This window comes from Aquimarina sp. RZ0, from assembly GCF_008370685.1.
Classification (GTDB): Bacteria; Bacteroidota; Bacteroidia; order Flavobacteriales; family Flavobacteriaceae; genus Aquimarina.
This window is the reverse complement of sequence record NZ_VTZU01000120.1, coordinates 1-12,320: the sequence shown is the minus strand read 5'-3', so window position 1 is coordinate 12,320 and position 12,320 is coordinate 1. Positions and strand designations below refer to the sequence as shown.

The 12,320-nt window shown below is 32.0% G+C and carries 8 protein-coding genes; 5 read left to right on the top strand and 3 right to left on the bottom strand.

Annotated elements, in window-relative coordinates:
• Positions 1-467: 467 nt before the first annotated feature.
• The 3 genes from F0000_RS25690 (at position 468) to F0000_RS25680 (ending at position 4,972) form a co-directional block, all read left to right on the top strand.
• Positions 468-2,840: a hypothetical protein gene (locus F0000_RS25690; protein ID WP_149627570.1), complete on the top strand. Its 2,373-nt coding sequence runs from the start codon at positions 468-470 to the stop codon at positions 2,838-2,840.
• Positions 2,841-2,941: 101 nt separating this feature from the next.
• Positions 2,942-3,892, top strand: coding sequence for a hypothetical protein (locus F0000_RS25685; protein ID WP_149627569.1), 951 nt, complete (start codon positions 2,942-2,944; stop codon positions 3,890-3,892).
• Positions 3,893-4,015: 123 nt separating this feature from the next.
• Positions 4,016-4,972 carry a hypothetical protein gene (locus F0000_RS25680; RefSeq protein ID WP_149627568.1) on the top strand — a complete coding sequence of 319 codons (957 nt, stop codon included), beginning with the start codon at positions 4,016-4,018 and terminating at the stop codon, positions 4,970-4,972.
• A gap of 944 nt (positions 4,973-5,916) precedes the next feature.
• Here F0000_RS25680 and F0000_RS25675 read toward each other — a convergent pair.
• Together F0000_RS25675 and F0000_RS25670 are read right to left on the bottom strand one after the other, a co-directional pair.
• Positions 5,917-6,894, bottom strand: a complete 978-nt coding sequence (locus F0000_RS25675; protein WP_149627567.1) for a hypothetical protein — start codon at positions 6,892-6,894, stop codon at positions 5,917-5,919.
• A gap of 381 nt (positions 6,895-7,275) precedes the next feature.
• Positions 7,276-7,794 carry a YkgJ family cysteine cluster protein gene (locus F0000_RS25670; RefSeq protein WP_149627566.1) on the bottom strand — a complete coding sequence of 173 codons (519 nt, stop codon included), beginning with the start codon at positions 7,792-7,794 and terminating at the stop codon, positions 7,276-7,278.
• A 67-nt stretch (positions 7,795-7,861) separates the two neighbouring features.
• Between F0000_RS25670 and F0000_RS25665 the strand changes: the two genes are divergently transcribed.
• Positions 7,862-8,584 (top strand): bifunctional 2-polyprenyl-6-hydroxyphenol methylase/3-demethylubiquinol 3-O-methyltransferase UbiG, encoded by a 723-nt coding sequence (locus F0000_RS25665; protein ID WP_149627565.1) that lies wholly within the window; start codon positions 7,862-7,864, stop codon positions 8,582-8,584.
• 697 nt (positions 8,585-9,281) lie between these two features.
• The gene (locus F0000_RS25660; RefSeq protein ID WP_149627564.1) at positions 9,282-10,046 is read left to right on the top strand and encodes a hypothetical protein; all 765 of its coding nucleotides are present in this window, start codon (positions 9,282-9,284) and stop codon (positions 10,044-10,046) included.
• 238 nt (positions 10,047-10,284) lie between these two features.
• Here the strand turns inward: F0000_RS25660 and F0000_RS25655 are convergent, their stop codons facing one another.
• On the bottom strand, positions 10,285-11,910 hold the full coding sequence (locus F0000_RS25655) for an amidohydrolase (RefSeq protein ID WP_149627563.1): 1,626 nt from the start codon (positions 11,908-11,910) through the stop codon (positions 10,285-10,287).
• Between the last annotated feature and the right edge of the window lie 410 nt (positions 11,911-12,320).

The following is a 12,320-nucleotide window of genomic DNA, read 5'->3' as shown; positions in this document are numbered from 1 at the left end:
TATCGTGACCATCGATGCAATGGGAACACAGCTTGATATTGCCAGTAAAATCATTGAAAACAATGCTGACTATATTTTGGCGGTCAAAGGAAATCAAGCTAAATTATAGCAAGATATCCAAGATGAATTCAAATTCTCTAAACAAGTCATATCTGTTACCGATATGGATTTAGGGCATGGTAGGATAGAAACAAGGACTTGTAGTGTGATTTCAAATTTTGAGTTTGTTAACCTAGATGGCAAATGGAAAAACGCTGTAAGTGTCGTGAAATTAGATAGCATCAGGGAATTCAAAAACTCAGATAAACCCACAGAAAAAGCAACACGTTATTACATCTCTAGTATAAAGATATGGTCAAAATGTTACTGTTCAACTCAGAAATGGCAACAATGCAAATATTGACTTAGAAGTTAAATCAACAAGTACGGAGGATGAAAAAGGAAAAAAGACTACTAAAAAAAAGTATATGGATACATATACCAGTACTATCTTTGCCTTTGAAGAAGTAGGAAGTAATGGAAAAAATGTCTACATACAAAAAACCATTGTTAATGTTCGCCTGGAACAACGTTGGCGGATACAATATAACGAAGAAATTAAATTAAGGGCTGTCATTGATAGTACAGTAAAGGGCTGTCCAACCTTTAAAAGTGATACCATTAATGTAAAGGTGAAACAATATGGTGATCCAGCACCTACCTCTATAGAAAAACAAGGTAACCAAGCGGTACAAATTTCTGATTTTACCACAAGCATCTTTGAGTTTAACCCTTGTAGATATGATAAGATCATAAAAGAATATGGCAGTACTGCGCCAGAAACGCTATTTAGTACTCCAGACAATATAAATGTACCAACAAAAAACATTGATATTGGTGTAGTTGTTGCACAAGATAGCACAGATACCTTACGTATTTCTGTAGAAGATTTGGAGGTAGAAAAATGTTTAAGAGATAAGCATAGCAAACCTACCACCATTGATATTACCCATTTACAGGAAGATTACCCAAAAGCAACAATAGAAGGTGATACCAAAGTTACGTTTGTACCCACCTACAAATATGAGTATCTTGATCCATTAAATTATTATAATTTTTTCGTTACATATTTTCCAATATTTAAGAATAGCGAAAAAAAATATAAGATTCTGGTACACTCCTGTGCCTTTGAAAAGGAAATACAATTATCTATTCTCCCGGATGTAGCTTTTGCAACTCATTTTCAGATTGGAAAACCAAAAGATTTTACAGCTCAACATAAAATCTATTATAGAAATGTTGATTTAGAAAATGAATTAGTAAGAGGTTTAGATAAAGAATTTGACAAAGCAAAAGAAATGCGAGCCGAAGTAGGGAAATATTTACCACAAAACCCGTTCAACGAATTTGCACAAGATATTTTACTGGATTATCTAAAGGACAAGGCAAATAAATTTGCAATAGGATTCCATGCCTATCATACATTTTGTGATGATGGAAAGAAAGCAGAGTTGATTAATTATGCCAAAGAATATGAAGTTTTGTCCAAGTTGGTTATTGGATATAGCTTATTGGTATCCGTGGCAGTAGATGCATTAATCCTATGGCTGACCAGAGGACGATATGCCTTTGCCAAAGGAGCACAAACGGCAAAAAAAGTATCCTTAATCATACGTATCAAAGATGGGTACAAGACCTATAGAAAAATTAAGAAATATCAAAAGACAGCAAAAGCAATTTTTACAGGCAATCTTATTGATCCCGCTAAACCAAACGGTGAAGAAACTGAGTTTATGTGGCCACAATTAAGTGAGCACAGAGGGATTGGTTATGTTAATAATGAAGATGGTTCTGTGGGATTAGAATTAACACATAAATTGAGTGCTTCTCCATTGTTTGCGATGCAGCATACGATGAAAGGAACATTGGGATCAGTAATTGCTAGTTTTTTGGGGATTACCAAAATTTTTGATACCGCAGAACAAGCAGTAGGTGTGGTAGGCCATCTTAAGACTTTAAAAAGTGCAAAAGAAGATATCCAAAAAGTATCCAAAAAAAGAAAAGGAAGTAGTGATGATAGTGCGGATACAAGCGATGATGATGATGATGGGTTTGATTGGAAAAAAATGTTCAGGTTTAGAGATTTGCAGAAGGGACTGGATGGTTTAGAAAAAATTATTCATAAACGCCTAGAAGCGTATACTAAAAAGAAACTGGGAGCAAGTGTAGCTGTAGAGCTGGAAGCTACTGGTTTTTTTACTGCGGACTTTGAGTTTAAGTTAAACCTGCATAAAAAAACAATAGCACTAGAGATTGATGATCCTGACTATGGCTTGCTTACATATGAACACCCCAGACAACTTACATTTGGGCAGGATTACGGAATTGATTTGTTGATCAAACTGGATGCCAATGTACTCCAGACCCAAAAATGGAGCAGAATGAATAACTATCTACCAGACTTTCTGGGAGTAAAACTAAAAGATACCAGAGTAACCGCAGATATACAAGGACAAGTACGAGGTTCTCTTAACTTTGAGCGTACCTTTACCTATATCAATCACGCAAAACCAGCATATCGGGACACCTTGATTTTTACTGGGGTAGTACTGCAGGGATATGTTATGGTTAAAGTAGATCAAATTAAAGGCGATAAGGATTTTGGAGAAGTCTTTAAGACAGAAGTTGGTACTACAACAGAAGTTACGCGGAAAGTAGAAGATCCAGAAACCTGTGAAGTAATCGAACGGAAAGTAACACAAAAAGAAATGGTCGGTATGGAATTGATCCCAGCCTTTACTATTAATATGACAGAAACGGCTATTTTTGATAAAGAAACCTGGAAACAAACCATGCAATAGTTATGAAAAACCAAATCACGCATATAATATTAATATGTATAATATTTTCCGCTTGCGGACAAAAAAAACAAGTTCAAGTTAATAATGAGATTCCTTCTAAAATGAATAATCAAGTGATAACTGCAAATAATGTAGTAGAAAAAATTTTTAATAAAGTTAAACGTTTTCCTAAAGAACCAAAATACTTTATTCGTCCTGCTCAGGGGAATTGTGCTTATGAAATTTTAGTAAATGATAAATTAATGGTTAAGGAATATGGAATAGAACAATATGCAACTCCTATTAATATTAACTATGGTATTTTAAAAACAGGATTACAGACGGTTACTGTACGCTTATATCCATTGGGTGATGCCATCAAAGATGCCTATGGCGAAGGAGAAACCGTGACAACGCTCTTACCCAAAACTCAAATGAATATCCAAGTCGTTAAATATGATGCTTTTAACATCGATAGCAGTCTGGATGCAGAAAAAGAAGTGATGACGCATAAAGCTCCTACTGATAAAGAAGGAAAGTTTAAAGGGGCTGGCTTACCTTATTATGAATATACGTTTACGTTTGATGCCGAAGTACCTTATGAACTAGAAGGGTGGAGTAAGGGACAAGATTTAACTGAGTTTCATAAGGATGAATTAAAGACTCAGGTGGTCAACTATTATAAAGGCATCCAAAAAATATATGAAACCAAAGATAAAGATGCCTTAGCTCGTTTGATTTATGGGGATTATTTAGTTTATGCCCAAACTAAATATTGGACTAAAGAGGATATTAAAGAAGCTTGGGAAGAAGATTTAGAACAATTGGAATGGGATATAAGAGAATATGGAGAAAAAGGAGAATATGCTACTTATGATTTACACTTTTATGGTCATGGAAAACTGGTAACATTAAAACATCCCAGCTCAGAGCCTGTAGACAAACGTCTAAGAGGTGAATCTGGATTTTGGTTTAAGTATGTAAAAGGTGATCGGATAAAAGGGCGTTTTATTTGGTACAATTTATATCTCCCAGAAGGAGAGCCTTTAGAGAATTTAAGGGTGATTGATTGATTATATAATCTATTTATAACACTTACATATTTTTAATCAGCGACTTGTGTGTAATGAACAAGTTCTAAGTACTAATTTTTAATGTATTGTAACCATAATAACACCGATAAAAACAATATTATAATGCTTAACAAAATAACTTTTGTCCTTTTTTTATTAGCAAGCAGCCTATTTTCTCAGGAAAGTAACTATAAAAAATATTTGCCATTTAAATACGATGACTTATGGGGCATTGTTGATTCTACACAAAATGTTGTTCTTAAACCATCATTTAACAACATTGATTTTGTAGGAGAATTAGACTATGTAGTACTTGATAATGCCGTGTTATTTGATTTAAATAAAGGAATCTCTACAAAAGCTCTTGGCAGGTTTATAAAAGAACTTACTGTAGATGGAAAAATTTATAGTTGTTTTTTAAATGAACAAGAAACAATTTTAATCAATCATGCACAAAATGATACTATAAGGCTACAAGATAAATATGAAGAGCTGTATAACATTTTTGTTCAAAATCCAATTAATAAAACTAGTATAGAATATATCTATGGAGAAATTGAAACGGGACTTGGTAAATTATACTTTAACAATAAAAAATTAGCTTTAGTAGCTCCTACTGCCATTAGAAATTTAGATTTTATAAATGATAATGATAGTTCTAACTATGTGGGATATGTATTTGATTCGGATGATTATAAACTTATTTATAATTATGAAGGTAAGCAAATAGCTAAGAAACCTAAAGACACAAATACTGAAAATGTGTTGAAGATTTTTTCAGAGATTACAAGTATAAAAAACATAGATTTTAATTGTTTTAATTGCGATGTCCCTTTTATGGCTGGAATGCGCCCTAGACAATATAGTTTACCCAAACCATTTGATGTCGAATATATGAATGGGAAGTCAATTGTATCCTATAGAAAAAAAAGAAGAAAAAAGAAGATTCTTATAGAAAAACCAATTGTGAACAAATTCAAAGGTGTAAGATTTTTTTCATTTTCGGGAAAAGCTTTTATAATTGACCATAGATACGTGAAAAATCAAAAATTAATGTATCCCATAGATTTACTTGATTAAAATGTAAGTATCTAATTGTCCATGATGAAGTGGATAGAAATTTCCGAAAAATAAATAGGATATCCAAGATATAAAAAGATCTAACCGTTTGTAAACGGATACTATCATTCCGTAAATTTGCTTAAAAAAAACTATAAAACCTTTAGTTTTTCAGTAATAATAGAATAAGACTTGCCAAAAAAACACAAAAAACGAATAATTCGTTCACAATTTTATAATATCAATAACTTTTAAAACCACTATAAACACTGATGTTTATAGATTCATCTTGATTTGTTTTGAGTTATACGATTTATAACTAAAAATTTCGCATATTCATCGTTTCTTTTTCCTTTCTACTTCGTTTAAAAAATAAACCGTAGCTATAGCTATGCTTGATTTTTTTGCCTTGCATAAAGAAAAAATAATTCAATGAATTTATACGAATTTTTTAATCACAAATCGTATTATGAATTTTTTGAAAAAGAAAAGTCAATCATAGCAGTGCAATGGTTTAATTTTAATCTGAAAACCTAGGTAAAAAAAGAAGATCTTATTCCAGTATATCCAAATGGCAAATGGTATTCCTCATCTAATATAGAATTACCTACTAAAATATACTGTTACGGTAATAAAATGACCATCTACATTGATAAAATACGTAGTTACAATGGTAAAATGACCATCTACATTGATAAAATACGTAGCTACAGTAGTAAAATGACCATCTACGTTAATAAAATACGTAGTTACAATGGTAAAATGACCATCTACATTGATAAAATACGTAGCTACAGTAGTAAAATGACCATCTACATTGATAAAGAAAGATTAGTATATTTTAACTAACGTAATCTATATAATCTACTTTTATTAAATTGTTTTTTTTTACAGCAAAAAATAAGCAGTCTAATGGTGACATCACCTATAAACTGCTTATTCTTTTTAGATTGGTATTATAGGTTCTAATTGACCTTAAAATCTCTCATTATTCTATTCATTTCTCCAGTATTATTATCTCGAATAGAACCGTTATGATAGCTCCAGGTTCCTCTTTTCTTTTTTCTTTTTACTTTATCGACAGACACATTTCTTTTACCTTCGCGCGTTTTTGATCCTTTACTGGTTTTTACCTGAACTTTCACATACCCTCTGGATTCGTCAGTCTCTCCATTCAACAAATATTTCCCCATGATTTCATTATCATTCATTACTTTCCATCCTTGACCAGATCTCTTTATTTCTGTTACAGTTCCTCCTTTTCCTTTTCTACCAAATCTTTTATAGGACTCATTCCAGCATTTCCATCGAATAGAGGCAGTTTTGATAGATCCATTATTAGTTTCTCTGTATTTTACAAGGACATCAGAATAGAAATATTTGGTATCTCTTTTAGCTATACCTTGCAATTTTTTCTGATAAAGTGCTTTTGCGTCAGGACATTTGAACTGATACCCTTCTAGTTTAGATAAATTCATGTAATTTTTATGGATCAATTCTGTCTCTTCAAGACTTACTTTACCCGACAAACCATAGTATATATAGAGCTTCCAGTTGTCAGTCCCCTTTGACTTTTTATAGATAGCTTCTTTCGTTGCTTTAAACACATCATCTCCTACCTTGATAGCATAATTCTTGTCTAATATCGAAATCTGATATGGATCAAAATAATGAGATAAATCCTCATACATTTTTTTATTAACTGTAATCGTATTATTAGAAGTTTCTTCTAATTGTATTAAAAAGTCATCGTGAGCATCTAATGAATTGAAAGAATGAGTTTTTGGCTCTAAATTTGGATCTAGAATAACAGTTACAAACTGATCATCAGCTATCTCATACGATACTTTTTCCAGATTTAAAAGAGTATTGTTTTCATCTTCTGGTTTTGTACACGAAACAATCAAAATACCTAAAATAATAATAAAAGTCAGTTTTTTCATTTTTTAATAGTTTTAAGGTTAGTGAAAAAATTACAAGATCAAAACTATTAAAATTATAGGGGAAATATCCCACCCTTTTAGGGTAGTTTTTTACATAAAATCATTTTTATTTCGGGTAACAAAGCAAAAGCTCTACAAATCCACAATTAACTTTTATTTTAAATTATTAATAAAAAATAGTGGTTTTAATAATAAATTTTAAAAAAATAAAGACATTAAACCTTATAAAAATCATTAACAAGCTATTAACAGATATTAGAATTCACTCCCTAAAACAGTGTTATTTAAAGCACAAAAACATGCACAATACCAGCTTAAACAATCACAGTTTCCTCGCATCAAATCAAAAAGTAATTCTCACATAGAATGAATAAATAAAGTTTATGCTCTTCGATTACTTTTATGCTCCAGAGGCATCAAACTCTTCATTTTCTCTACAATATTGTAAGCAGCTGGGCAGATAGCTACATTATGCATTGTAAGATTGGAAATCTGATAAAACTTTTTTCGATCTGTATGGGGGAACTCTCTGCAAGCTTTGGGTCTAACATCATAGATCATACAATAATTATCGGCAGCTAAAAAACTACAAGGTGTTTCTTTGAGCACAAAATCACCATCCTCGTCCTTTTTTAAATACTGATCCTCAAATTGATGAGATTTCATTTTTAGATGTTTTGCAATTCTATCTACATCTATATCCGTAAACAGAGGCCCTGTCGTTTTACAACAGTTAGCACATTCTAAACAATCAGTCTCTTGAAACTCCTTAGCATGCAAGTCTTGCATAAAGGTATCTAGATTTTTAGGCGGCTTCTTTTTTAGCTTTGCAAAATACTTCTTATTTTCATTCTGCTTATCTTTGGCAAGTTTTGGTAATTGATCTATAAAATTTTGCATCTTGCAAAGTTACGCTATAATAAATACCGAAAAAATTTATATTAGCTGATTACATAAAATAAGTACTATGTCTCAAGATATATTTGGAGAAGCAATTAAAGATTTTTATACTAAAAATTATAATCAAGATATTATAGTACACGCACCAGATTTTGATGATGACACCATTCCCATCCCCTATTTATTCAGATCATATGCAGAAATGCCAAAAATTGAGCAAAAGGCATTAGAGCTATCTTATGGAAAAGTACTGGATATTGGATGTGGAGCCGGAAGTCATAGTATATTTCTTCAGGACACGCAAAAATTAGAGGTCACTGCAATTGATATTTCTGCCGGAGCTATAGAAATCTGTAAAAAAAGAGGAATTAAAGCCGCAGCAGTTCAGGATCTTTATGAACTAAAGAACACTTCGTATGACACGCTTCTCTTTTTAATGAATGGTAGTGGGATTATCGGGAAATTAACTCATATTGATTATTTTTTTACTCACATAAAAACTATTTTAAGCCCTGGAGGTCAGATTCTCATAGATTCTTCGGATATCTCTTACCTGTTTGCAAATGAAGATGGTAGTTTTTGGGTCGACGCTTCTGCGGGATATTATGGAGAAATGCAATATAAACTAAGTTATAAAAGCATGGAATCTGACTGGTTTGATTGGTTATATATCGATTATAACACCTTACAGAATGCTGCCAATGCCAATGGTTTCTTGTGTGAATTAATCATTGAAGGAAATAATAATGATTTTCTGGTCAGACTTACGGCAGCATCTGATATATCTTAGTATTTATATAATTTTGCACATATTAAATAAACCAAGGATCGTCTTGGAAGTATTCAACTAAAGAAAATTTATTTTTAACCAGATGAAGATTTTAGGTTTTTTCAAACTTTCTGCTAACCTATACGCGAAGTGTAAAAAATTCTATAGATTAATTCAATTCTCAAATGAAATTACCTGCAAGCATCATTTCTTTTTGTTTCACACTTCAAAATAAAAAGCATCGATAGTGCTACTATCTATGAGTTCTCTTTCTTGTATGAATTAAAAAAAAATTGATTCCGTTTACAGTGATTTCACCCAAGAATTCGCACGGAACCCTGCTATAGACCTCATCTAAACAATCAATCATACGATTTGTGATTAAAAAATTCGTATAAATTCATTGAATTATTTTTTCTTTATGCAAGGCAAAAAAATCAAGCATAGCTATAGCTACGGTTTATTTTTTAAACGAAGTAGAAAGGAAAAAGAAACGATGAATATGCGAAATTTTTAGTTATAAATCGTATTACACATAACTTTCAAGTATTATTCGCCAATTTCTCTACAATTTTTCTAATTTCAAGCATTCTTAATAGCGGTATGATTCTTGATAATTAAAAAGAATATTGTTATCAAAAATAACAGTAAACTAACAACTACATTCCAGATAAATTCGTTTATTTATGAACAATTATTTTGGGAAAAACCTCATTTTATGCAGCTTACAAAATTATTTAGTATACTTATCATTAGTTCTCTATTCCTGGTGGGATGTTCTAATGATGATGACATTACTGCTATTGATGCGAACAAACAACCATTAGGAAGCAGAAATTCATCTAACAACCTATTGAGTGATCTTAATTTTAAAGGATTAACCATAGAAATAGTATCTGTTCAAGGATTCGAACCTACTATAACTGCAATTAATGAGTTCAGGACTTTTCTTGAAAATCGTTTATTTAAACCCAATGGGATTACTATCAATCAAAGATCTGTTGCTTCTTCTAATCTTGCTCCATTCAATATTGAAGAAATAAAAAATATAGAAACAACCAACAGAGTTCAGTTTAATGATGGAGATGAAATAACTGTATATATATATTTTGCTGATGGTAGTAATGAAAAGGATACGAATACTAAGGTTACGTTAGGCACTGCTTATCTAAATACATCCATAGTCATTTATGAAAAAACATTACGAGCACTAAGTAACAGACCTAATTCTCCTATGCTATCTTCTATAGAAACAGCAACGCTAAATCACGAATTTGCACATCTATTAGGCCTGGTAAATATTGGGACTCCTTTGCAATCTCAACACGAGGATACTATATCCAAAGGTCATTGTAATGTAAAAAACTGTTTAATGGAAGCTGCAATAGAATTCGAATCAGGAATGATGGATATTCTGGGTAGTGGAATTCCGAAACTGGATCCACTATGCATTGCGGATCTGAGAGCTAATGGTGGCAAATAGTGATTGCAGTAGAATTGGCAGTGAGAGCTAATGTATCAGAAAGACATATATTGATCTCATATTTATCACTCAGAACCTAGCATATTTCATACAGTTCTTAATCCTCTTTACTAGATAATCGAGATTTTCCCACGCAGTTTACTTTTTATACAAAAAATCAACACTAAACTTCACTGCCCAAATCAAACTTTTTAAAACCTATCAACCCGAATCACTATCACTTACTTATCGCTATTGACTAATACACCTTTTCACCAGCCAAATACGTAGCTTTTACCTTTATATTCGGAATCTTATCTTCTTCGATTTCCATAATATTATCTTCTAGAATAACAAAATCTGCAAACTTCCCTATACTAATACTTCCTTTCTCAGTTTCTTCAAAATTACTATATGCAGCCCAAATGGTCATCCCTTTTAATGTTTCTTCACGGCTTAAAGCATCTTTTTTCTGAAAACCATTTTCTGGATATTGGGCGAGATCTTTACGAGCCACAGCTGCATAAAATGTATAAAAAGGACTCACATTTTCTACCGGATAATCTGTTCCCAACGCAATTTTTCCTGTTTTCTCCAATAACTGTTTATATGCATAAGCGCCCTTAATCCTTTCTTTACCCAGCCGTTCGTCTGCCCAGTACATATCACTGGTTGCGTGTGTAGGTTGCACACTCATAACCAGATTATCATTTAAGATACTAAATTCTTCCGGAGCCACTACCTGAGCATGCTCTACCCTCCATCTTCTATCAGATTTGTTTTTTAATACATCATAATACGTATTCATAACCACTGCATTGGCAGAATCTCCTATCGCGTGGGTATTCATCTGAAAAGGTGAATTTGCTAGTTTTTCTGCTAAAACTCTAAATTCTCTAGTACCTATCACCATAGCACCATAATGGTTTTCTTTATCGGTATACGGTTTTTTTAGTACAGCTCCTCTGGAGCCTAATGCCCCATCTGCATATACCTTAAATGAAGAAACATTGAGTTTTTCTGTTTTATAAACTCCCTGTTTTAGATAATAATCTACATATTCGGGCACATTACTGATCATAGTGTACATTCGTATCTTAAGTTGATTATTTTTTTGAAGACTATCAATAAGTGAAATTACTTGTGGGCTTAATCCGGCATCATCTACAGTGGTCAATCCATAACTAAAATTAATAGCTTCTGCATCTTTTAATGCGCTAATTTGTTCTGAAATTGAAGGTTTTGGAATAACTGATGTTACCGGATCCATAGCATTATCAATAAGCACCCCCGTTAATTTACCATCTTTTTTAATAATCTCTCCTCCCAAAATTTTGGTTTTTTCATCAATCTTTGTTAAGTTCAAAGCTGCTTGATTCACTAACATCGCGTGCCCGTCTACTCGGGTTACTGCGACCGGTATATTAGGAAAAAGACTATCTAGCTTCTCTTTGCCCGGAAACTCTTTTACCTCCCAGTCATTCTGATCCCATCCACGTCCCGTAATAAATGATACTTTTTTGCTTTCCTGAAACTTTATAATACGATTCAATACCTCATCATAACTTTTAGTACCCACCAAGTCTACTTTTTGTTGTTGCAATCCCAAACCATAAAAATGACAATGCGCATCAATAAGTCCTGGCACAATTGTTTTACCCCCTGCATCTAATGAATCTTCAAAAAGATATGTATTACTTACTTCTTCTAAACTACCAACTGCTATAAACCTTGTATCTTTTATAACAAAAGCATCTACATTTGGTTGGGTATCATCCACCGTATATACATTGGCATTAAACACTAATAGATCTGCTGATATTTTAGGCTCTTGACAGGAAACAAGAAGCAGGAAACCAAAAATTAGAAAGAATATCTTTTTCATGAGTATGTTGAGTTTGATTTGTATTTATGTCATCTCGTATAAGAAACGTAAAACAGATGATAAGCAATACGTTTCTGATTGATACTAAATCAAATATAAATATTTTGCTTTTATCATTTTTTATAAATGCCAAACTTTATATTTGTCAACTTTACAAGCAAAATAGGCTTTTTGATTAAGTTCAAAGATCCTATATTTTCTTATGTATTGCTAGCAGTTCGTTATTTTTTTCTTTTTCCCTTGTATGTTTAAATTATAACTTTAAATATGTAACCAATGTATAAGGTTTATACGATTTGTGATTAAAAAATTCGTATAAATTCATTGAATTATTTTTTCTTTATGCAAGGCAAAAAAATCAAGCATAGCTATAGCTACGGTTTATTTTTTAAACGAAGTAGAAAGGAAAA

What these genes read in the sequence shown, in the direction of transcription:
- F0000_RS25690 (WP_149627570.1), top strand. Translation starts at nt 468, where the DNA reads ATGGATACATATACCAGTACTATCTTTGCCTTTGAAGAAGTAGGAAGT.
- F0000_RS25685 (WP_149627569.1), top strand. Translation starts at nt 2,942, where the DNA reads ATGAATAATCAAGTGATAACTGCAAATAATGTAGTAGAAAAAATTTTT.
- F0000_RS25680 (WP_149627568.1), top strand. Translation starts at nt 4,016, where the DNA reads ATGCTTAACAAAATAACTTTTGTCCTTTTTTTATTAGCAAGCAGCCTA.
- F0000_RS25675 (WP_149627567.1), bottom strand. Translation starts at nt 6,894, where the DNA reads ATGAAAAAACTGACTTTTATTATTATTTTAGGTATTTTGATTGTTTCG.
- F0000_RS25670 (WP_149627566.1), bottom strand. Translation starts at nt 7,794, where the DNA reads ATGCAAAATTTTATAGATCAATTACCAAAACTTGCCAAAGATAAGCAG.
- F0000_RS25665 (WP_149627565.1), top strand. Translation starts at nt 7,862, where the DNA reads ATGTCTCAAGATATATTTGGAGAAGCAATTAAAGATTTTTATACTAAA.
- F0000_RS25660 (WP_149627564.1), top strand. Translation starts at nt 9,282, where the DNA reads ATGCAGCTTACAAAATTATTTAGTATACTTATCATTAGTTCTCTATTC.
- F0000_RS25655 (WP_149627563.1), bottom strand. Translation starts at nt 11,910, where the DNA reads ATGAAAAAGATATTCTTTCTAATTTTTGGTTTCCTGCTTCTTGTTTCC.